Genomic DNA, 20,626 nt, shown 5'->3' with positions numbered 1-20,626 from the left:
GGCCGGGGCCAGGGCCGCTCCGGGCCAGGGCCCCGCGGCGTCGGCCCGCTCGGCGGCGCGGCGGCAGCGCGGGCAGTCGTCGACGTGCCGGACGAGCTCGCGGCGCAGGGCGGTGGAGAGCAGCACCTGGTGGTCGCCGGTGAGCCGGGCGACGGTGGGGCAGTCACCGGTCTCGACGACGGCGAGGGCGGCGCGCGTGCGCTCCACCTCGCAGGCCGCGGCGGCCAGCAGCTCGCGGGCGGTGACCGGCTCCATGCCGAGCACGGCGGCGACGGCGCGCGGGGTGAGCCCGTGGCGTACGGCCAGTTCGAGGGCTTCGCGCTGCTCGGGGGTGGTGCCCGCGGCCTCGGGCCAGGCGAGCGTGGCGAGTTCCCGGCGGCGGGCCTCGGCGGCCGGGGACTCGGCGGGGGCGGGGGTGGTGGCGTCCTCGGGGGTGGCGGGGCGGGCGGGGGCGGAGGAGGGCGCTGGTGCGTGCTTTCCCCGCGGGCCCGGTGCGTGCTTTCCCCGCGGGTCCGGTGCGTGCTTCTCCTGCGGGCCCGCGGGCGTGGGGGTTTCGGAGGCCTTGGCCGTACGGGGTGGCTTGGCCGGTCCCGACGGGCGGCGGTGGGCCTGACGGCCGCGCTTGCGCTCGGTGAGGGTGCGCAGGCAGGTCCATCGGGCCAGGGCGTACAGCCAGGATTTACGTTCCTCCTCGGCCGTGGGACACCGGGCGTCCTGCCGGTCCGCGACCGCGAGGACCGCGCCGAGCGCCTCCGCGGCCGCGTCGTGGTCGCAGAGCACGGAGAGGCAGTAGGTGAACAGCCCGTCGAGATACGGCTCGTAACGTGCGGGGGATCGCTCTGCCGCGGCGTGATGGTCCCGGCGGTGCGCCCGGTGTGCGCCGGTGGTGTGCGTGGGGGTCTCCAGCCTGCTGCTCGTCACCCGGCGACCGTAGGCAGAGGAGCGCATGCCCTTAGCGCCCCTTGAGCACTTTTAATCCCAACGGGTGAACGTATCCCTCGAAAGGGGACAGGGATCAGCGGTTCCCGCCGGGGGCGCTCAGGAATGCTCCGGGATGCTCCCGTGCGCCCTCCGTGCGAGCTGGCCGGGTGTCGGACCGGATACGCGGACCGCGCGGGCGGGACTGTCGTACCCCACCGCTACGGTGGCGCCATGGCTGCCCGTACGAAATCCGCGAAGGACCGACCGTCCTACCGCTGCACCGAGTGCGGCTGGACCACCGCCAAATGGCTCGGCCGTTGCCCCGAGTGCCAGGCGTGGGGGACGGTCGAGGAGTTCGGCGGCGCCCCCGCCGTGCGCACCACCGCGGCCGGGAGGGTCTCGGCCGCCGCCGTGCCGATCGGCCAGGTCGACAGCCGGACGGCCACCGCCCGTTCGACCGGGGTCGGTGAGCTGGACCGGGTGCTCGGCGGCGGGCTCGTGCCGGGCGCGGTCGTGCTGCTGGCGGGCGAGCCGGGGGTCGGCAAGTCGACACTGCTGCTGGACGTGGCGTCCAAGGCGGCGAGCGACGACCACCGCACGCTGTATGTGACCGCCGAGGAGTCCGCGAGCCAGGTCCGGCTGCGGGCCGACCGCATCCGGGCGATCAACGACCACCTCTACCTCGCGGCGGAGACCGACCTGTCCGCGGTGCTCGGGCATCTGGACGCGGTCAAGCCCTCGCTGCTGATCCTCGACTCGGTGCAGACGGTCGCCTCACCCGAGATCGACGGCGCGCCCGGCGGGATGGCGCAGGTCCGGGAGGTCGCCGGGGCGCTGATCCGGGCGTCCAAGGAGCGCGGGATGGCCACGCTGCTGGTCGGCCATGTGACGAAGGACGGCGCGATCGCCGGGCCCCGGCTGCTGGAGCACCTGGTCGACGTGGTGCTGTCCTTCGAGGGCGACCGGCACGCCCGGCTGCGCCTGGTGCGCGGCGTCAAGAACCGCTACGGGGCGACCGACGAGGTCGGCTGCTTCGAACTGCACGACGAGGGCATCACCGGTCTCGCCGACCCCTCGGGCCTCTTCCTGACCCGGCGCGACGTGGCGGTGCCGGGCACCTGTCTGACGGTGACGCTGGAGGGCAAGCGGCCGCTGGTCGCCGAGGTGCAGGCGCTGACCGTCGACTCCCAGATCCCTTCGCCCCGGCGCACCACCTCCGGTCTGGAGACCTCCCGGGTCTCGATGATGCTGGCCGTGCTGGAGCAGCGCGGCCGGATCAGCGCGCTCGGCAAGCGGGACATCTACAGCGCCACGGTGGGCGGTGTGAAGCTCACCGAGCCCGCGGCCGACCTGGCCATCGCGCTCGCGCTGGCCAGTGCCGCCAGCGACACCCCGCTGCCGAAGAACCTGGTCGCGATCGGTGAGGTGGGGCTCGCGGGCGAGGTCAGACGGGTCACCGGCGTGCAGCGGAGACTGGCCGAGGCCCACCGGCTGGGCTTCACCCACGCCCTCGTCCCGACCGACCCGGGGAGGGTCCCGGCCGGTATGAAGGTCACGGAAGTCGCCGACATGGGCGACGCCCTGCGGGTCCTCCCGTCCCGCTCTCGCAAGGAGGCACCACAGGAGGACAAGGTGCGCCGGTAGACTTTGCCCTGGTCTCGCCCGCCCGTGGACACGGCATGGCGGACGCAAGGGCACCGCAAACCTGTGACCGGAGGAGTGCAGTGGCAGCCAACGACCGGGCGACGACGCCCGGAAAGTCCGGCCAAGGCACCGGCAACGAGGCGCTGATGCGCGCCTCGTTGAGCGCGGTCGCGCCCGGTATGGCCCTGCGGGACGGCCTGGAGCGCATTCTCCGCGGCAATACCGGCGGGCTGATCGTCCTGGGCATGGACAAGACCGTCGAGTCGATGTGCACCGGCGGTTTCGTGCTGGACGTGGAGTTCACGGCGACGCGCCTGCGCGAGCTGTGCAAGCTCGACGGGGCACTGATCCTCGACAAGGACATGACCAAGATCCTGCGGGCCGGGGTGCAGCTGGTCCCGGACGCCTCGATCCCCACGGAGGAGACGGGCACCCGTCACCGTACGGCGGACCGGGTCTCCAAGGCGTGCGGCTTCCCCGTCGTCTCGGTCTCCCAGTCGATGCGGCTCATCGCGCTGTACGTGGACGGGGAGCGGCGGGTCCTGGAGGAGTCGTCCGCGATCCTGTCCCGGGCCAACCAGGCGCTCGCCACCCTGGAGCGGTACAAGCTCCGCCTCGACGAGGTCGCGGGCACGCTGTCCGCGCTGGAGATCGAGGACCTGGTCACCGTGCGGGACGTGACGGCGGTGGCGCAGCGGCTGGAGATGGTGCGGCGGATCGCCACGGAGATCGCGGAGTACGTGGTCGAGCTCGGCACTGACGGGCGGCTCCTCTCGCTCCAGCTGGACGAGCTGATCGCGGGCGTGGAGCCGGAGCGGGAGCTGGTCGTCCGCGACTACGTCCCGGAACCGACGGCGAAACGGTCGCGCACGGTGGCCGAGGCGCTGACGGAACTGGACGCGCTGAGCCACACCGAGCTGCTGGAGCTGCCGGTGGTGGCGCGGGCGCTGGGCTACAGCGGCTCGCCCGAGACGCTGGACTCGGCGGTGTCCCCGCGGGGGTTCCGGCTGCTGGCGAAGGTGCCGCGGCTGCCGGGGGCGATCATCGAACGGCTCGTGGAGCACTTCGGGGGCCTGCAGAAGCTGCTGGCGGCGAGCGTGGACGACCTCCAGACCGTGGACGGCGTCGGCGAGGCGCGGGCGCGCAGCGTGCGGGAAGGGCTGTCGCGGTTGGCGGAGTCGTCGATCCTGGAGCGGTACGTCTGAGTTCGGCGCGGGTCGGGAGGGCGTCCGGGCGGGCGCCCTCTTTCGCGTGCCTTCCACCGGGGCGGGGGTTGCGTCCTCAAGCGCCGGCGGGCTGGGATTCACGGGCCCACAGCCCCGGCATGAGCGCCACCCGCCCAGGCGGAGGGTTCCGTCCCCAAGCGCCGGACGGGCTGGAAGGTGCCGCATGGGCTGGATGTGGCTCGGACACGGGCTGAGACGTCAGTCCTTCGACAGGACGAACGATGCGCGCTGGACCGGGCCCCCCTCGGGCTTCGCCTCCAGGAGGTACGTTCCCGGGCCCGCCTTGCCCGGCGGCGGGGTCGCGCAGTCGGGGGCGGAGCGGGTGCGGTTCCAGTCCACGGTGTGCACCACCGTCTCGCCCGCCGGGACCTTCAGGAACAGCGGGCCGGGTGCGGCGGGGCAGTCCTTCGAGGACCAGATCCGGTCGTTGTCGTCGCCGCCCGCCTCGGTGACGGTGAGGACCACGTTCTTCGGTCCGAGGTCGGTCTTGCAGGTGGCGGACGAGGTGTTCTTGGCGATCAGTTCGAACTTCGGCTTGTCGTCGGGGCCGTAGCTGACCTTCGTACGCAGGCTCAACTGCACCGCGCCGGGCTTGCAGTCGGGGAGCGGGGAGTTCGCCGGGACCTGCTGTCCGCCCGCACCGGCCGTGCCCGCAGAGCCTGTTGACGATCCGTCGGGCGACGCTCCGTCACTCGCGCCGCCGGAGGACGCACCGGTGTCGCCGTCGCCGCCGTCGGAGCCGCCGGAACCCCCGGAGCCGCCGTCCTCGTCCGACTCGTCGCGCCCGCCCGGCTGTTGGCTGATCGCGGGGCCGGTGCTCGATGGTCCGGGGGTGATCGACTTGACCGGGTCGGAGCCGCCGGACTTGCCGTCGCCCGTGCTCCCCCCGCCGCCGGCGGAGGTGACCGCCCAGGCGACCAGCGCGGCGAGCAGCGCAACCAGGAGTGCCGCTACCGCCCTCCGTCGCCAGTAGATGCTGGAGGGAAGCGGACCGACCGGATTACGCATAGATCCCACGGCCCAAACTGTACGAGAGATCCGGGGCCGCTCGGGCCCCACCCGCCGCTCGGGGCACAAGTTTTGCCGATCATCATCACGGGCGGCGGTCGCGCAGGCCTGGGCACAAGGGACAGAACGGGTGGCCGTTGTCACTCGCTGAGCCGCGCGTGCGGCCGACACCCCCGCGCCCGTGACCGACCGCCCGTCTTCCGTGCCAGGATCGGGAGTGCGATGACTGCCATGACTTCGACTTCACCTCAGACGCCCCCCGCCGCCGCCTCCCTCCACACCCCCGTCATCGGATGGTTCGAGCAGCACGCCCGCGATCTGCCCTGGCGCCGCCCCGAAGCGGGCGCCTGGGGCGTGATGGTCAGCGAGTTCATGCTGCAACAGACCCCGGTGAGCCGGGTCCTCCCGGTGTACGAACAGTGGGTGGCCCGCTGGCCCCGCCCCGCCGACCTGGCTGCCGAGGCGCCGGGCGAGGCGGTACGCGCCTGGGGCCGGCTCGGCTACCCGCGCCGCGCGCTGCGGCTGCACGGGGCCGCGCAGGCGATAACGGAACGGCACGGCGGCGACGTACCGAGCGAGCACGCCCAGCTGCTGGCGCTGCCCGGGATCGGCGAGTACACGGCGGCGGCGGTGGCCTCGTTCGCGTACGGGCAGCGGCACGCGGTGCTCGACACGAACGTCCGCCGGGTGTTCGCCCGCGCCGCGACCGGCATCCAGTACCCGCCGAACGCCACCACGGCCGCCGAGCGCAAGCTCGCCCGGGCCCTGCTGCCCGAGGAGGACGAGCGGGCGGCGCGCTGGGCGGCGGCCACGATGGAGCTGGGCGCGCTGGTGTGCACCGCGCGCAACGAGGACTGCGACCGGTGCCCGATCGCCTCGCGGTGCGCGTGGCGGCTGGCCGGGAAACCCCCGCACCAGGGGCCCGCGCGCAAGGGGCAGACGTACGCCGGTACGGACCGCCAGGTGCGCGGGCGGCTGCTCGCGGTGTTGCGGGACGCGCTCAACCCAGTCCCGCAGGCCGCCCTGGACGCGGTGTGGGACGAGCCGGTGCAGCGGGCCCGTGCGCTGGACGGGCTGGTGGCCGACGGGCTGGTCGAGCCGCTGGCCGACGGGCGTTACCGGCTGCCGCTGACCTGAACCCGGGCCCCGGGCAGGGCGCCGTGAGGGGCCCCGCCCGGGGCTGTTACACAACCGATGGACAGCCGTGCACCGTCCTACGGCTGCTCCGCACATCGCCGTGACAACGCCTCCGTAGCGTCTGCGACAGCAGTGCACGGGGATCGAACGGGGACGGAGGCGGTTGTCATGGCGCAGGGCGAGGTGCTCGCGTTCGAGGACTACGTACGCACACGGCAGGAGGCCCTGCTGCGCAGCGCGCGCCGCCTGGTTCCCGACCCCGTGGACGCGCAGGACCTGCTGCAGACCGCCCTGGTGCGGACGTACGGCCGCTGGGACGGCATCGCCGACAAGTCCCTGGCCGACGCCTATCTGCGCCGCGTCATGATCAACACCCGTACGGAGTGGTGGCGGGCGCGCAAGCTCGACGAGGTGCCCACCGAGCAGCTGCCCGACGCGAGCGTCGAGGACGGCAGCGAGCAGCGCGCCGACCGCGCCCTGCTGATGGACATCCTCGGGATTCTGGCTCCGAAGCAGCGCAGCGTCGTCGTGCTGCGACACTGGGAGCAGATGAGCACGGAGGAGACGGCCGCAGCGCTCGGCATGTCCGCCGGTACGGTCAAGAGCACACTGCACCGGGCGCTGGCGCGACTGCGTCAGGAGCTGGAGAGCCGCGAGCTGCACAGCCGCGAGGCGATCGCCCGGGAGACCGGGAGCCACCGCGCGGCGGCGCCGGTCGCCTCCGCCCGTGTCGTCGCCCAGCGGTCGCCGGTCACGGTGGTTCCGGGCGGGCGGGCACACACACCGGCGCAGCGGCACGGGCGTCACGACGAGCGGGGGATGGAGCGGTGCGCGGCCTGACAGGCAGCAGCGGCGGCATCAGCGGGAGCGGGGGCGGCAGCCCCGAAGGCGGCTCGGACAGCGGTTCGGGCGGCGGCTTCGACGGTGCGGACGACGACGGCGCCCCGGGGAGATCCGGCCGGAGCCGCGGGCTCCGGCCCGCTATGGCGGCGAGTGGCACGGCCTTGGCCGGACTCGTCGCCTTCGGGCTGTTCAGCGTCGGCTGCACCACCGGCGGCACCGGCACCCGGGACGAGGGCCCCGCGGGCAGCCAGCCCGTCGCCCAGATCACCCCGCAGCCCAGCCCCTCCGGCACGGCCCCGGCCGCCAAGCGGGTCGACAGCGTTCGGCTCCTCAAGAACGACCCCAAGGTGGGCGAGCGGATCAAGAAGGGCCTTGAGCCCTGCGCGGGCAAGGCCTACCCGGTCGACACCTCCTACGGATCGCTGACCGGCGGCCCGGCCGCCGACGTCGTGGTCAACGTGATGAGCTGCGCCGACCTGGTCGGCATCGGGACCTACGTGTACCGGGCCGGCGAGAACGGCTCGTACGAGAACGTGTTCACGGTCGAGGTCCCCGCCGTCTACGGCACGATCGACCGGGGCGACCTGGTGGTGACGACCCAGGTGTACGGGGCGGACGACCCGATGACGTCCCCGTCCGGCTCGGAGGTGGTCACCTACCGTTGGGCGAGCGACCGCTTCACCGAGCACGACCGGGTGCACAACGACTTCAGCCGGGGCTTCGAGGGCGCGGACGGCGATCTGCCGGTTCAGTCGGAGCCGGAGGACCCGGTGGTGGAGCCGAGCAGCAACTGAAGCAGTCACCCCGGAGGAACCGGGCGACAACTGAAGCGGTGGCCCCGCCCGGCACAACCGCGCAGGAACCGAAAGCGAGAAGCAGCGTCCATGGCCGAGACCCACGTCCTCTTCGTCGAGGACGACGACGTCATCCGTGAGGCCACCCAGCTCGCCCTGGAGCGGGTCGGCTTCACCGTCACCGCGATGCCCGACGGGCTCTCCGGCCTGGAGGCCTTCCGGGCCGACCGGCCGGACATCGCCCTGCTCGACGTGATGGTGCCGGGCCTGGACGGGGTGAGCCTGTGCCGGCGCATCCGGGACGAGTCGACCGTCCCCGTGATCATGCTCTCCGCGCGCGCCGACTCGATCGACGTGGTGCTGGGCCTGGAGGCCGGGGCGGACGACTACGTCACCAAGCCCTTCGACGGCGCGGTGCTCGTCGCCCGCATCCGCGCGGTGCTGCGCCGCTTCGGCCACGCGGCCGGGCCGGACGGCGGACAGCAGCCCGGCGGCGGCGCTGAGGGCGAGGACCAGGTGCTCGGCGGGGTGCTGGTCTTCGGCGACCTGGAGGTCGACACCGACGGCATGGAGGTGCGGCGCGCCGGTGAGCAGGTGGCGCTGACGCCCACCGAGATGCGGCTGCTGCTGGAGTTCTCGTCCGCGCCGGGCACCGTCCTGTCCCGCGACAAGCTCCTGGAGCGGGTGTGGGACTACGGCTGGGGCGGCGACACCCGGGTCGTGGACGTACACGTCCAGCGGCTGCGCACCAAGATCGGCCAGGACCGGATCGAGACGGTCCGCGGCTTCGGCTACAAGCTGCGCGGCTGATACGCGGATGAAGCGACTGGTGAGGCGCCCGGTGAGGCGCGGATGAAGCGGCGGGCCCTGCGGACGGGTGTTCGCTGGAAGATCAGCATCGCCATCGCGGGGGTCGGCGCGCTCGTCGCGGTGGCGCTGAGCCTCGTGGTGCACAACGCGGCCCGGGTCTCGATGATCGAGAACGCCCGCGAGGTGCAGCTGGAGCGGCTGCTGGGCGCTCAGCGCTTCTACGAGGCGACGAACATGCAGAAGGGCGCGCCGAAGTTCGGCGCCAAGCTCAACGACCCGACGATCCCGCCTAGCCTGCGCGAGGAGGTCCGCAAGAACCGCCGGGCCACCCATGTGGCGGAGGGCCCCGACGGGGTTCCCGACGTATGGGCGGCGGTGCCGCTGGCCAACGGGGACGTGCTCTCGCTGCACACCCGGTTCGCGGACCGCTCCGCCACGATCATGGACGACCTGGACCGGGCCCTGATCATCGGATCGGTCTCGGTGGTCTTCGGCGGCTGCGCCCTCGGCGTCCTGATCGGCGGCCAGCTCTCGCGCAGGCTGCGCAAGGCCGCGGCCGCGGCGGGCCTGGTCGCCCAGGGGCAGACGGACGTCCGGGTCCGGGACTCGGTCGGCGGGGTCGTCCGCGACGAGACGGACGAGCTGGCGCGGGCGGTCGACGCGCTGACCGACGCGCTGAACGAGCGGATCGAGGCGGAGCGCCGGGTCACCGCGGACATCGCCCACGAGCTGCGCACCCCGGTGACCGGCCTGCTCACGGCGGCCGAGCTGCTGCCGCCGGGCCGCCCCACCGAGCTGGTACGGGACCGGGCCCAGGCGATGCGGACACTGGTCGAGGACGTGCTGGAGGTGGCCCGCCTGGACAGCGCTTCGGAGCGGGCGGAGCTCCAGGAGCTGCCGCTCGGGGAGTTCGTCAGCCGCCGGATCGGGGTGCTTGATCCCGAGGTGACCGTACGGGTGGTGCACGAGTCGTGGGTCTCCACCGATCCGCGCCGTCTGGAGCGCATCCTCGGCAATCTGCTCGGCAACGCGGCCAAGCACGGCTCCACCCCGGTGGAGGTCACCGTCGAGGGCCGGGTGGTCCGGGTCCGCGACCACGGTCCCGGGTTCCCGGAGGAGCTGCTGCGGGACGGGCCGAGCCGCTTCCGTACCGGCTCCATGGACCGGGCCGGGCACGGGCACGGTCTGGGGCTGACGATCGCGTCGGGCCAGGCCCGGGTGCTGGGGGCCCGGCTGACCTTCCGGAACGCCGCGCCCTCGGGTGCGGTGGAGGGCACGGGCGGGGCGATCGCGGTGCTGTGGCTGCCGGAGCACGCGCCGACGAACACGGGGAGTTTCCCGGTGCTGCGGATGGCGGACCAGCGGCAGGCGTCGGACTGAGCCGCACGCCGCACTGCACCCGGGGGAACGCCGACGGCGACCCCGAGGAGTGAGCCGTGAGGCTGTCCTCGACGTCGCCGTCGGTCGGGTGACCCGGGCGCACGCCCCGGGTACCGGGGTGTAACGGGTCCACTGACTCTGTTCGGTTGTGCCGCGCGGCCGACGGGTGCCCGGGGTACCGGGTGCCGGCGGCGTCGCACGGTAGGGCGTGCCCGGGGTCATGATCTGCCGGGCGCCCCCTGAGCCGGCCGGATCAGATGGAGACGTGCACCGAGCGGAGGAACGCGGCCGGGTTCAGCGCCGAGCCGTAGTTCGGGGTGGTGCGGATCTCGAAGTGAAGGTGCGGGCCGCTGGAGTTTCCGGTGTTGCCGGACAGGGCGATCTTCTGGCCCGTCTTGACCTGCTGGCCGATCTTCACGTTGATCTTCGACAGGTGCGCGTACTGCGAGTACTTGCCGTTGGCGTGCTTGATCACGACGGCGTTGCCGTACGCGGGGCCGTCGCCGCCGCCGTTCGGGCCGGCCTTCACGATGGTGCCGGTGTGGGCGGCCACGACCGGGGTGCCGACCGGGACGGCGAAGTCCTGGCCGGAGTGCTTGGCGGCCCAGCGGGCGCCACCGGTGCCGTAGCTGGCGCTCAGCGTGTACTTCTTGACCGGGGCCTTCCAGGAGGCGGCGTTCTTCTTGGCCGCCTTCTTCTTGTCCTCGGCCTTCTTCTTCGCGTCGGAGGCCTTCTTCGCGGCCGCCTTGCCCTGCGCGGCCGCCTGCTTGGCGACCGAGTCGGCGGTGGCCCCCACCGCGAGGGGGGCGGTGCCGGCGGCACCGGTGGTGCCGGACGCGAACGCCGTGCCAGCACCCAGCACCACGGACGCTCCCAGGCCGGCGGCCAGGACGGCGCCACGGACACGGAAGGCGGACGGGCGGATGGTGTGCTGGTTCGATGCGCGCTTCATACGGTGAAGTCCTCCGAAGGTGAGTGGACCCGGCGTGCTGTCCGGGCTTGCTCAACCTTGGTAACCCGCACCCCCACCCATGCTCAAACCCCCCATCTACGAAGAAAAGCCGTAGAGGGGACTGGGGGAATTCACCTTGCTTGTCCCCTTACGAGGAGTCGGCGCGAGCTACGGAATCCTTCGCACGGACGAGGTCTGACACCTGCTTCATGGGGACTTTCCGGACATTAAGCCTCGAATAGCCCGTATCGCCCAAAACATCGAAAGTGCCTGCCGGTGCCGGGGCGAAGGTCCCGGGGCCGATCATGGCGCTTTCTCCTAGCATGGGTAGTAGGCCTGTTTCGGGCTGTGCGCCTTGTCACCGCCGGTGGGACCTTGGTCCTTCCGATTCGGGACCTTCGGCCTGCTGCATCACTACGCTGACGGGAAAGCGACGCCGCACCCCCGGGGGACCCCATGACAGCCGAGAGCACCCACGCCCTGGACGGCATCGAGCTCGCCGATGCCGTCGCGTCCATCCGTAACCAGCTCATCGACGCGGCGACCCGGGCCACGGACCACCCCGTCTCCTTCGCGGTCGGCGACATCCAGATGGAGTTCACCCTCGAACTGCGCCGGGAGGCCAGGGCGGGCGGCAAGGTGAAGGCCTGGGTGGTCGAGGCGGGGGCGGACGCCGCCCGCGCCACGGGCCGCACGCACAAGGTCGCCTTCACCCTGACCCCGCGCAACGCCGCGACGGGCGAGGCGTGGGAGATCGGGGCGGAGGACGACGGCTCGACGGCGGGGTTCGGTGCGGACCCGGCGCACGACCACGGCACGGCTGGGTTCGGCGACGGGGCAAACGGGCCCTCCCGCACATGAGCACGACCGTCACCCACCCCGCCGACCGCACGGTGGCCGTCTCCGCGATCCGCCAGGGCAGCGGCGTCCTGCTCACCGACCGGCTGGTCCTGACCTGCGCCCATGTGGTCAAGTCCGGGTCCGTCCTCGTCGCCCACCCCGCGCTCCCGGACCGGATACGGGCCACCGTCGCCTGGATCGACTACCAGCTGGACGTGGCCCTGCTGGAGGCCGTCGAGCCGGTGCGGCGGGTCCCCCCGGTGCGGCTCGGCGTCGTCGACACCCGCCAGGCGATCCCCGACTGCGAGATCACCGGCTTCCCGCGCGTCCAGCGCTACGGCCCCGACCGGCGGCTGGAGGCGGACCAGTACACGGCGACGGTCCTGCCGATGGCGGGCCGGGTCCGCGATCTGCTGGTCTGCGATCTGGACGGCCCGCCCGCCGCGCTCCCCGACGACGAGCCCGCGGCCCTGTCCGGGCTCTCCGGCGGCCCGGTCTTCATGGGGGACGTACTCCTCGGCATCGCCCGGCAGGTCCCCCGGCAGCGCGAGGGCCGCCGGGTCGAGTGCGTCCCGCTCGGCCCGGTCCTCACGGCGGCCCCCTTCCGCCTGGTCTTCCGGCGCAACGAGATCTCCCTGCGCCAGGAACGCGTCCACGGCAGCTTTCCGAGGGACCTGCGGTACGAGGCGGAGTACGCGCAGGCGCTCGGCGTCGCGTACCGGCGTACGAAGATCTTCGGCCTCGACGAGCTGAGCAGGCACGACTCCGAATGGGACCTGGACACCGCCTACCTCAGCCTGGAGGCACAGGCGCAGACCGAGGACCGGGCCGCTCCGGGCCCGCCCCTCCCCCAGCGCATCGACGCCCTCCTCAACGGCCGCCCCCGGGCCCTGCTGCGCGGCGAGGCGGGCGCGGGCAAGACGACCCTGCTGTGGTGGCTGGCCGCCCACGCCTCGGCCCGCACCCTGGACGACGACCTGGCCCCGCTGAACGGCCTGGTTCCCTTCGTGGTGCCACTGCGCACCCTGCGGGCCCGCGGGGTGACGTTCCCGGGCCCGGCGGAGCTGTCGGGTGCGGCGGGGCTAGTGGTCGACACGGCCCCGGAGGGCTGGGCGGGCCGGGTCCTGGCGTCGGGCCGGGCATTACTGCTGGTGGACGGGTTGGACGAGGTGCCTCCGGAGGACCGCGAACAGGCGCACACCTGGCTCACACACCTGCTGGCCCGCTACCCGGACACCCGGTGCGTCGCGACCGTACGGCCGCTCGCCGTCGAGCCGGACTGGCTGCGCTCCGAGGGCTTCGCGGAGCTCCGGCTGCTGCCGATGCGGAACGAGGACATCCAGGCGTTCGTGACCTCCTGGCACCGGGCGGCCCGGCTGTCCGAGGAGGACGACGCCGAGCGGCTCGACGGACTGGAACGTGACCTTGCCCGCCAGTTCGCCCAGAACCCCGCGCTCCGTGACCTGGCCCGTACGCCACTGCTCTGCGCGGTGATCTGCGCCCTGCACCGCCGCCGCGACGGCTTCCTCCCCGAGACCCGGTGGAGCCTGTACCGCTCGGCCCTGGAAATGCTCCTCGGCCACCGCGACCGCCGCCGCCGGATCGGCGACCCCGAGGGCGTCGAACTGGACGTCGAGGAGCACACCCAGCTCCTCCAACGCATCGCGGTGTGGCTGGTGCGCGAGGGACAGTCGGAGTTCACCCGCGACCAGGCACTGCGCCAACTCCGGCGTGCGCTGGCGGGGATGGAGCGAGTGGGTGCGCAGGGCCCGCCCGAGCGGATCCTGACCCATCTGCTGAACCGCAGCGGCCTGCTCCAGGAACGCGGCGACGACACCTACCAGTTCATCCACCGCACCTTCCAGGACTACCTGGCCGCGAAGGAGTTCGTCGAGGACGACCACCTCAACGAGCTGCTGCGCCATGCGGACGAGGAGACCTGGCAGGACGTGATCCTGCTGGCGGCCGGGCACTGCGGGCGACGCGAACTCGCCGCACTCGTAAGGGGGTTACTGAACACGGGCCTGCGGCACGGGGCCGGCACGGCGGACCGCACCGCCGTCCATGTCCTGGCCGCCCTGTGCGCGCAGCACGCGGCCTGGCTGGACGGCCCCGTCCGGGCGGCGGTCCGCGAGAGCACGGCGGCGCTGTTCCCGCCGACCAGCGACAGCCAGGTGAGCTCCCTGGCCCGGCTGGGCCCGGCGGCGCTGGCGTTCCTGCCCGCCCCGCACACGATGTCCGACTCGGAGAGGCACGCCCCGTTCGTGGTCTCCCTGATCCTGAACATCGGGGGAGCCGCCGCGGTTCCCCACGCCCGTGAGTGGGCGCTGGCCCACCCCTGGCTGGGCACCAAGTTCGCGGACAAGTGGGAACGCTTCCCGCCCGAGGAGTACGCCGCCGAGGTCCTGGCCCACTGCACCCTCCTGGGCACGCTCCTCGCCGTGAACGACCGGAAACAGCTGAGGGCGCTGCGTCACCTTCCGTCCGTGTTCGCCCTGCTGCTGGGCCTGGACCTGTCCGACGCGGAGATCGGTGCGGCGCTGGAGGGCACCGGGCTCCAGGCGCTCTTCCTGGGGACGAACGCCCGGCTCCCCGGGCTCTCGTCCCTGAACACCGTCGCGGACTCCCTGTCGGTGCTGGACGTCGGACGGTGCCAGGCGATCCGGGACTTCACTCCGCTCGCCGGACTCCACAAGGTCGTGACCCTGTTCCTGGACGCTGAGGGGACGCGCCCGGGTGACCTGGCGCCCCTGGCGGAGGTGCCCGGTCTGCGGGAGCTCAGACTGAAGAACCTCGGGGCCGGCCGGCTGAGCGAGATCGCGGCCCACCCGGGTGTCACCGACCTGACCGTGACGAGTCGGCGTCCGCTCGCCCTGGACGGACTCGATGGCTGGAAGTCCCTCACCCACCTGAAGGTCTCGGAGCTCGACGCGTTCGACGACGCCCTCACCGCGCTGCGGGAGCACTCCCGGATCACCGTTCTCGGCCTCACCGCCTTCCCCTGGGCGCACCGGCCCGCCCGCTCGGTGTGCGTGCCCACCGTCGAGGAACTGTCCGTGCAGGCCCCTGACCACGGCGGGGACCTCGGGATGCTGCGGCCGCTCTTCCCCGGGGTCACCCGTCTCACCCTGGACGCCTCCGCCCGGCGCGTACTGGACCTCACGGCGCTGCACTCCTGGCCGGGCCTGCGGGTAGGGGTCACCGGGCTGACCGAGCGACGCCTGATCGGGGCGGAGGAACTGGGCAACCGGCTCTACGCCCCTCGCGGCTGACGCGTACGAAAAGGGGCTGCCCCGAACCGGTACGAATACCGATTGCGGGGCAGCCCCTCAGCCCGGGCTCACGCCCTGGGCGTGTGCGTCACGCGTCCTTCGTCAGGTTCGGGCCGGTGCCGCCTGCCGCCTGCTCGATCGGGGGGACGTCGGGCAGAGCCGACTTCTCCTCGCCGCGGAAGGAGAACTTCTTCTCGTCACCCTCGCCCTCGACGCCGACGACCACGATGTGACCGGGGCGCAGCTCACCGAAGAGGATCTTCTCGGAGAGGATGTCCTCGATCTCGCGCTGAATCGTCCGGCGCAGCGGCCGGGCGCCCATCACGGGGTCGTAGCCCTTCTTCGCCAGGAGCGACTTGGCGTCCGAGCTCAGCTCGATGCCCATGTCGCGGTCCTTGAGGCGCTCGTCGACCTTGGCGAGCATGAGGTCGACGATCTGGATGATGTCTTCCTCGGTCAGCTGGTGGAAGACCACCGTGTCGTCGACACGGTTGAGGAATTCCGGCCGGAAGTGCTGCTTGAGCTCTTCGTTGACCTTGACCTTCATGCGCTCGTAGTTCGTCTTGACGTCGCCCTGGGCGGCGAAGCCCAGGTTGAAGCCCTTCGAGATGTCCCGGGTCCCGAGGTTGGTCGTCATGATGATGACCGTGTTCTTGAAGTCCACGACCCGGCCCTGGGAGTCGGTCAGGCGACCGTCCTCCAGAATCTGGAGCAGGGAATTGAAGATATCGGGGTGGGCCTTCTCGACCTCGTCGAAGAGGACGACGGAGAACGGCTTGCGGCGCACCTTCTCGGTGAGCTGGCCGCCCTCTTCGTAGCCCACGTAACCGGGGGGCGAGCCGAAGAGGCGCGAAACCGTGTGCTTCTCGCTGAACTCCGACATGTCGAGGGAGATCAGCGCGTCCTCGTCGCCGAAGAGGAATTCGGCGAGCGTCTTGGAGAGCTCGGTCTTACCGACACCGGACGGACCGGCGAAGATGAACGAGCCACCGGGGCGCTTGGGGTCCTTCAGGCCGGCTCGCGTACGGCGGATCGCCTGCGAAAGGGCCTTGATGGCGTCCTTCTGCCCGATGACGCGCTTGTGGAGCTCGTCCTCCATGCGCAGCAGACGGGAGGACTCCTCCTCCGTCAGCTTGAAGACCGGGATACCGGTGGCCGTGGCCAGGACTTCGGCGATGAGCTCGCCGTCGACCTCGGCGACGACGTCCATGTCGCCGGCCTTCCACTCCTTCTCCCGCTTGGCCTTCGCCGCCAGCAGCTGCTTCTCCTTGTCGCGGAGGGAAGCCGCCTTCTCGAAGTCCTGGGAGTCGATGGCCGACTCCTTGTCCCGGCGGACACCGGCGATCTTCTCGTCGAACTCGCGGAGGTCCGGCGGCGCGGTCATCCGGCGGATGCGCATCCTCGATCCGGCCTCGTCGATCAGGTCGATCGCCTTGTCGGGGAGGAAGCGGTCCGAGATGTACCGGTCGGCGAGCGTCGCCGCCTGCACCAGGGCCTCGTCCGTGATGGAGACGCGGTGGTGGGCCTCGTAGCGGTCGCGCAGACCCTTGAGGATCTCGATGGTGTGCGGCAGCGACGGCTCCGCGACCTGGATGGGCTGGAAGCGGCGCTCCAGCGCCGCGTCCTTCTCCAGGTGCTTGCGGTACTCGTCGAGCGTGGTGGCACCGATGGTCTGGAGCTCACCGCGGGCCAGCATGGGCTTGAGGATGCTCGCCGCGTCGATCGCGCCCTCGGCGGCGCCCGCACCGACCAGCGTGTGGAGCTCGTCGATGAACAGGATGATGTCGCCGCGGGTGCGGATCTCCTTGAGGACCTTCTTCAGGCGCTCCTCGAAGTCACCCCGGTACCGCGAACCGGCGACCAGGGCGCCGAGGTCCAGGGTGTAGAGGTGCTTGTCCTTGAGGGTCTCGGGCACCTCGCCCTTGACGATCGCCTGGGCCAGGCCCTCGACGACCGCCGTCTTGCCGACGCCGGGCTCGCCGATGAGCACCGGGTTGTTCTTGGTCCGGCGGGACAGCACCTGCATGACCCGCTCGATCTCCTTCTCGCGCCCGATGACCGGGTCGAGCTTGGACTCACGAGCGGCCTGGGTGAGATTCCGGCCGAACTGGTCGAGCACCAGGGACGTGGAGGGCGTGCCCTCTGCGGGTCCGCCCGCGGTGGCCGCCTCCTTGCCGCCCGAATACCCGGAAAGCAGCTGGATGACCTGCTGCCGGACCCGGTTCAGGTCGGCGCCCAGCTTCACGAGGACCTGGGCGGCGACGCCCTCGCCCTCGCGGATCAGGCCGAGCAGGATGTGCTCGGTGCCGATGTAGTTGTGGCCCAGCTGAAGAGCCTCGCGGAGCGACAGCTCCAGGACCTTCTTGGCTCGCGGGGTGAAGGGGATGTGCCCGGAAGGAGCCTGCTGCCCCTGCCCGATGATCTCCTCCACCTGCTGGCGGACCGCCTCGAGCGAAATCCCGAGGCTCTCCAGGGCCTTAGCGGCGACACCCTCACCCTCGTGGATCAGGCCCAGGAGGATGTGCTCGGTGCCGATGTAGTTGTGGTTGAGCATCCGGGCTTCTTCCTGAGCCAGGACGACAACCCGCCGCGCGCGGTCGGTGAACCTCTCGAACATCGTTAATCGCTCCTCAGAGCGGTCGGTCAGTGAGGGGTCGGTCCCCTCCCAGTCCTTCCGCATGCTAGTCCCGCAGGACGGGACAGCTCATTCCAACTGCCGACATCCGTCCGGATCACCCCCGCACCGGCGGGGATTCTTACTGCCGAACAGCTGACAACTGCTCCAACCCGATGGTGCGAGACGATGTTCCCGCAGGCCAGGCAGATACCCCTATCGCAAGTACGCCGATGGCGAACGTGAGACGCCTCGGCCAGCGTGTCGCCCCTTCCCACTAGGAAAGTCTTACCCGCAATCACTGACAGTCCATGCGGCGCGCCCCGGTTCCCTCCGCTACGGGCGAACAACCTTGCGCTGCTGAATGCCCTCGCGCGCCCCCGCAACCGGAACGCGACGTGATCACTTGCGGACCCTGCGTAACTTCGGGGGGTGTTCGACGGTTCATCGACCATGGCCCCCACCGTCCCGCAGCCCCGGTCGTCATCCGATTCGCCACCCGAAGCCGCTCCGGGGTCGGCCGACGCCGTCCTCGCGCGCAGGTACGAACAGGAGCTGGGGTGGGCCACCGCGGGATGCGCTCCGCTGCGGCTGCTCACCGGTCTGCGCTTCGATGTGCTGGAGCTCCCGGCCGAGGCCGGTCACGCCGTGCTGCGGCGCGGGGTGCGTACCGGTCCGGTGCTGCTGTCCGGGGCACGGATGGGGCTGCTGGTCGCCGCGGGCGGTGCCGATGAGCTGCCGGGGCTGCTCGACTGGCTGGAATGGGGTCCGGTCGCCGTGGATCTGACCGCCGTGGGTGCGGGGGGCCGCATCACGGCCCCGCCCCTCCCGGGCGGACCTGGGGACTCGACGGGGGCCGCCGTATGGCTGCGGCCCCCAGAGCCGAGGCGATTGCCCGAGTCGGCGCTGCCGGCCCTCGCGGGCTTCGGGAGCAGCGGTGGGGATGCCCCCGATCTCGTACGCCTGGTGGACGCCGCGGCGACGGAGTGCCATCGGGTCCGGCTGGTGCGCGCCCGCGTCGGGCCACTGACAAGAGGTGCGGCGGATCAGCCGTTGGCCTTCTCGTAAGCCTCGCGGATCTCGGCGGGGACACGGCCGCGGTCATTCACATTGTGGCCGTTCTCCCGCGCCCACCGGCGGATTTCCGCGGTGTCCTTGTTGCCACCGGACACGGCGCGGCCCTTGCCGCGGCCCGTGGCGGCGCGGCCACCGGTGCGACGTCCGCCCTTGGTGTAGGGCTCAAGAAGGCCGCGAAGCTTGTCCGCGTTGGCCGTGGTGAGGTCGATCTCGTACGTCTTGCCGTCAAGGGCGAACGTGACCGTCTCGTCCGCCTCGACGCCGTCGAGGTCATCGACAAGAAGGACCTGAACCTTCTGTGCCACGGGGATTTCCTTTCATCGAAAATGGAGTACGCGGAAAGGAAACCGCTTTTCCCCGGAAAACACAAACCCCCGGGAGAGGTTCAGGAGCCCGAGAAGACGGGAAACGTGCGCGATTCGGACATAGGGTTGCAGGCCCTTCTCCAGTCACAGGTGCAGAAGCATCCGGCTGTTGCCCAAGGTGTTCGGCTTCACCCGTTCGAGACCGAGGAACTCCGCGACACCCTCGTCGTAGGAACGCAGCAGCTCACTGTAGACATCGGTGTCGACCGGCGTCTCTCCGATCTCGACGAAGCCGTGCTTGGCGAAGAAGTCCACTTCGAAGGTGAGGCAGAAAACCCTGCGGACACCGAGCCAGCGCGCGGTCTGCAAGAGCTTGACCAGAACGTGATGCCCCACTCCGGCCCCCTTGATGCGGGGGTCGACGGCAAGGGTCCGCACTTCCGCCAGGTCTTCCCACATGACGTGAAGTGCGCCGCAGCCGATGACCGTCGCGTCCTCGTCGCGTTCCGCCACCCAGAACTCCTGGATGTCCTCGTAAAGGGTGACCGTCGCTTTGTCGAGCAGGATGCCCCCGGACACGTACCCGTCGAGGAGTCGGCGCACGGACGGGACGTCACTCGTCCTGGCCCGCCGGACGGTGATGGCGGGCTTATTTACCGACGGGTCGGTATGGAGTTCGGTATCCGGATCGCTTTGCGGCTGTTCTGAGGACATGCCCCGACGCTATCGCCCGCTCTCCGGCTCCGCGGCATCGGCCGGGGCGGCATCTCCGGTGGTCTCCGCGGTCGCTTCCGCGGGGTTGACGGAGGTAGTGCCAGGGGCACTTTCGGCAGGGTCGGGGGAAACCATGCGAACGGCATCCTGGAGTGCTTCGCGCTGCTCGGCGGACATCATGCCGAAGAACGCGACAAGTGCGGCGGCGGGGTTGTCGCTCTGTGACCAGGCTTCGTTCATCAGTGCGGCCGAGTAGGCGGCCCTGGTCGAGACGGCCGTATATCGATAGGCCCGGCCGTCGACTTCCCTGCGCACCCAGCCCTTCTGATGGAGATTGTCCATTACCGTCATCACCGTCGTGTAGGCGATGGACCGTTCCTGCTGGAGGTCCTCAAGGACTTCCCGCACCGTGACCGGTCGGTTCCATTGCCAGACGCGGGTCATCACGGCGTCTTCCAGGTCTCCCAATTGGCGGGGCACGGGATCACTTTAGTGCCCGATGTCCTGAATGGCCCGGTATTTACACAGCAAAAGAGCGCACGGCTCTCATCGAGTCGTGCGCTCCGGGGTGTACGTCGCGGAGGTGCGGGGCGGGCGGGCCGCTCCCGCGGTCAGGCATTCTCCGGACGAGCGGTCTGCTTTACGGAATCCGCGTGGGCGAGAGCCGCGTCCACGATGGCGTCTTCCTTGGCCTTGTTCGGACCGCCCTGACTCTTGACGATCGTCACGATCAGGCCGATGAAGAAGGCGGCCATCACCACGGGGGGCACGAGCGCGGATACATAGTCCATGCCGTCCAGAGTAGCGAGCCCCGTGCGGCCCGACGCGGCGACCTCCCGGGTGGAGGCCGCCACGTCGGGCCGGGCGGCGGTACGGGCGGGGTCAGCCGGCCGCCCGCTCCTCGGACGGCGGCGGCTCGGGGCGGCGGCGAGGCGGGAAGACCTCGGAGGGCTTGGGCATCGGGCGGTCTCCGGGAGCCTGGGGGCGGCTCGGGGCGGCGGGGGCCTTGGGCCGGTCCGGTTCCCGGTCGGCGGCGCGGCCGCCGGGCAGGGCCAGCAGTCGGCTCCGCGGGCCGGGGGCCGCGAGCCC

General features: G+C 71.5%; 17 protein-coding genes and 2 pseudogenes. 10 read left to right on the top strand and 9 right to left on the bottom strand.

Annotation, left to right across the window (positions count from 1 at the left end; all coding sequences use genetic code 11):
* Positions 1 to 948, bottom strand: a pseudogene (locus CIB93_RS34665) (hypothetical protein); the annotation flags it as partial.
* 204 nt (positions 949 to 1,152) lie between these two features.
* On the opposite strand from CIB93_RS34665, the gene radA reads away from it, so the two are divergent.
* Both radA and disA read left to right on the top strand, forming a co-directional pair.
* Positions 1,153 to 2,565: a DNA repair protein RadA gene (radA, locus tag CIB93_RS34660; protein WP_096632725.1), complete on the top strand. Its 1,413-nt coding sequence runs from the start codon at positions 1,153 to 1,155 to the stop codon at positions 2,563 to 2,565.
* 80 nt (positions 2,566 to 2,645) lie between these two features.
* Positions 2,646 to 3,770, top strand: coding sequence for a DNA integrity scanning diadenylate cyclase DisA (disA, locus tag CIB93_RS34655; RefSeq protein WP_047177248.1), 1,125 nt, complete (start codon positions 2,646 to 2,648; stop codon positions 3,768 to 3,770).
* A gap of 219 nt (positions 3,771 to 3,989) precedes the next feature.
* Here the strand turns inward: disA and CIB93_RS34650 are convergent, their stop codons facing one another.
* Entirely contained in the window at positions 3,990 to 4,799 is an 810-nt protein-coding gene (locus CIB93_RS34650) for a hypothetical protein (RefSeq protein WP_179500348.1), read from the bottom strand.
* 222 nt (positions 4,800 to 5,021) lie between these two features.
* On the opposite strand from CIB93_RS34650, the gene CIB93_RS34645 reads away from it, so the two are divergent.
* The 5 genes from CIB93_RS34645 (at position 5,022) to cseC (ending at position 9,763) form a co-directional block, all read left to right on the top strand.
* Positions 5,022 to 5,936: an A/G-specific adenine glycosylase gene (locus CIB93_RS34645; protein ID WP_096632722.1), complete on the top strand. Its 915-nt coding sequence runs from the start codon at positions 5,022 to 5,024 to the stop codon at positions 5,934 to 5,936.
* Positions 5,937 to 6,104: 168 nt separating this feature from the next.
* Positions 6,105 to 6,776, top strand: a complete 672-nt coding sequence (locus CIB93_RS34640; RefSeq protein ID WP_096632721.1) for a SigE family RNA polymerase sigma factor — start codon at positions 6,105 to 6,107, stop codon at positions 6,774 to 6,776.
* A 143-nt stretch (positions 6,777 to 6,919) separates the two neighbouring features.
* On the top strand, positions 6,920 to 7,573 hold the full coding sequence (locus CIB93_RS34635; protein WP_096632732.1) for a hypothetical protein: 654 nt from the start codon (positions 6,920 to 6,922) through the stop codon (positions 7,571 to 7,573).
* 90 nt (positions 7,574 to 7,663) lie between these two features.
* Complete coding sequence (cseB, locus tag CIB93_RS34630) at positions 7,664 to 8,383, top strand: two-component system response regulator CseB (protein WP_096632720.1); 720 nt, start codon at positions 7,664 to 7,666, stop codon at positions 8,381 to 8,383.
* A gap of 42 nt (positions 8,384 to 8,425) precedes the next feature.
* A complete protein-coding gene (gene cseC / locus CIB93_RS34625; protein WP_096632719.1) occupies positions 8,426 to 9,763 on the top strand; it encodes a two-component system sensor histidine kinase CseC in 1,338 nt (445 codons plus the stop codon).
* A gap of 253 nt (positions 9,764 to 10,016) precedes the next feature.
* On the opposite strand, the gene CIB93_RS34620 is transcribed toward cseC, so the two are convergent.
* Positions 10,017 to 10,715 carry a M23 family metallopeptidase gene (locus tag CIB93_RS34620; protein ID WP_096632718.1) on the bottom strand — a complete coding sequence of 233 codons (699 nt, stop codon included), beginning with the start codon at positions 10,713 to 10,715 and terminating at the stop codon, positions 10,017 to 10,019.
* A gap of 456 nt (positions 10,716 to 11,171) precedes the next feature.
* Between CIB93_RS34620 and CIB93_RS34615 the strand changes: the two genes are divergently transcribed.
* Together CIB93_RS34615 and CIB93_RS34610 are read left to right on the top strand one after the other, a co-directional pair.
* Positions 11,172 to 11,576, top strand: a complete 405-nt coding sequence (locus tag CIB93_RS34615) for a trypco2 family protein (protein ID WP_096632716.1) — start codon at positions 11,172 to 11,174, stop codon at positions 11,574 to 11,576.
* Entirely contained in the window at positions 11,573 to 14,827 is a 3,255-nt protein-coding gene (locus CIB93_RS34610; RefSeq protein WP_096632715.1) for an NACHT domain-containing protein, read from the top strand. The genes CIB93_RS34615 and CIB93_RS34610 overlap by 4 nt, the downstream gene beginning before the upstream one ends.
* An 88-nt stretch (positions 14,828 to 14,915) precedes the next feature.
* On the opposite strand, the gene CIB93_RS34605 is transcribed toward CIB93_RS34610, so the two are convergent.
* Complete coding sequence (locus CIB93_RS34605) at positions 14,916 to 17,444, bottom strand: ATP-dependent Clp protease ATP-binding subunit (RefSeq protein ID WP_096632714.1); 2,529 nt, start codon at positions 17,442 to 17,444, stop codon at positions 14,916 to 14,918.
* A gap of 450 nt (positions 17,445 to 17,894) precedes the next feature.
* Between CIB93_RS34605 and CIB93_RS34595 the strand changes: the two genes are divergently transcribed.
* Positions 17,895 to 18,509 carry an SCO3374 family protein gene (locus CIB93_RS34595; protein ID WP_096632712.1) on the top strand — a complete coding sequence of 205 codons (615 nt, stop codon included), beginning with the start codon at positions 17,895 to 17,897 and terminating at the stop codon, positions 18,507 to 18,509.
* On the opposite strand, the gene CIB93_RS34590 is transcribed toward CIB93_RS34595, so the two are convergent.
* The 5 genes and pseudogenes from CIB93_RS34590 to CIB93_RS34570 form a co-directional block, all read right to left on the bottom strand.
* Entirely contained in the window at positions 18,488 to 18,823 is a 336-nt protein-coding gene (locus CIB93_RS34590; protein ID WP_018489329.1) for an Lsr2 family protein, read from the bottom strand. The two genes, CIB93_RS34595 and CIB93_RS34590, sit on opposite strands and share 22 nt — an antisense overlap.
* A gap of 144 nt (positions 18,824 to 18,967) precedes the next feature.
* The gene (locus CIB93_RS34585; protein ID WP_257002497.1) at positions 18,968 to 19,537 is read right to left on the bottom strand and encodes an amino-acid N-acetyltransferase; all 570 of its coding nucleotides are present in this window, start codon (positions 19,535 to 19,537) and stop codon (positions 18,968 to 18,970) included.
* Between the two features lie 9 nt (positions 19,538 to 19,546).
* Complete coding sequence (locus tag CIB93_RS34580; RefSeq protein ID WP_096632710.1) at positions 19,547 to 20,017, bottom strand: BlaI/MecI/CopY family transcriptional regulator; 471 nt, start codon at positions 20,015 to 20,017, stop codon at positions 19,547 to 19,549.
* A 131-nt stretch (positions 20,018 to 20,148) separates the two neighbouring features.
* Positions 20,149 to 20,328 carry a hypothetical protein gene (locus CIB93_RS34575; protein WP_096632727.1) on the bottom strand — a complete coding sequence of 60 codons (180 nt, stop codon included), beginning with the start codon at positions 20,326 to 20,328 and terminating at the stop codon, positions 20,149 to 20,151.
* 91 nt (positions 20,329 to 20,419) lie between these two features.
* Positions 20,420 to 20,626 (bottom strand): annotated as a pseudogene (locus CIB93_RS34570) (hypothetical protein); the annotation flags it as partial.

This window comes from Streptomyces sp. WZ.A104 (assembly GCF_002382885.1).
Taxonomy (GTDB): Bacteria; Actinomycetota; Actinomycetes; order Streptomycetales; family Streptomycetaceae; genus Streptomyces.
This window is presented reverse-complemented; position numbering and strand designations above follow the sequence as displayed.

Bases quoted from the DNA above. Each gene is read 5' to 3' on its own strand.
- CIB93_RS34595 (WP_096632712.1), top strand. From the start codon at position 17,895: ATGGCCCCCACCGTCCCGCAGCCCCGGTCGTCATCCGATTCGCCACCC.
- CIB93_RS34610 (WP_096632715.1), top strand. From the start codon at position 11,573: ATGAGCACGACCGTCACCCACCCCGCCGACCGCACGGTGGCCGTCTCC.
- CIB93_RS34575 (WP_096632727.1), bottom strand. From the start codon at position 20,328: ATGGACTATGTATCCGCGCTCGTGCCCCCCGTGGTGATGGCCGCCTTC.
- radA (WP_096632725.1), top strand. From the start codon at position 1,153: ATGGCTGCCCGTACGAAATCCGCGAAGGACCGACCGTCCTACCGCTGC.
- CIB93_RS34645 (WP_096632722.1), top strand. From the start codon at position 5,022: ATGACTGCCATGACTTCGACTTCACCTCAGACGCCCCCCGCCGCCGCC.
- CIB93_RS34585 (WP_257002497.1), bottom strand. From the start codon at position 19,537: ATGTCCTCAGAACAGCCGCAAAGCGATCCGGATACCGAACTCCATACC.
- cseB (WP_096632720.1), top strand. From the start codon at position 7,664: ATGGCCGAGACCCACGTCCTCTTCGTCGAGGACGACGACGTCATCCGT.
- CIB93_RS34640 (WP_096632721.1), top strand. From the start codon at position 6,105: ATGGCGCAGGGCGAGGTGCTCGCGTTCGAGGACTACGTACGCACACGG.
- CIB93_RS34635 (WP_096632732.1), top strand. From the start codon at position 6,920: ATGGCGGCGAGTGGCACGGCCTTGGCCGGACTCGTCGCCTTCGGGCTG.
- CIB93_RS34615 (WP_096632716.1), top strand. From the start codon at position 11,172: ATGACAGCCGAGAGCACCCACGCCCTGGACGGCATCGAGCTCGCCGAT.
- CIB93_RS34650 (WP_179500348.1), bottom strand. From the start codon at position 4,799: ATGCGTAATCCGGTCGGTCCGCTTCCCTCCAGCATCTACTGGCGACGG.
- cseC (WP_096632719.1), top strand. From the start codon at position 8,426: ATGAAGCGGCGGGCCCTGCGGACGGGTGTTCGCTGGAAGATCAGCATC.
- CIB93_RS34620 (WP_096632718.1), bottom strand. From the start codon at position 10,715: ATGAAGCGCGCATCGAACCAGCACACCATCCGCCCGTCCGCCTTCCGT.
- CIB93_RS34605 (WP_096632714.1), bottom strand. From the start codon at position 17,444: ATGTTCGAGAGGTTCACCGACCGCGCGCGGCGGGTTGTCGTCCTGGCT.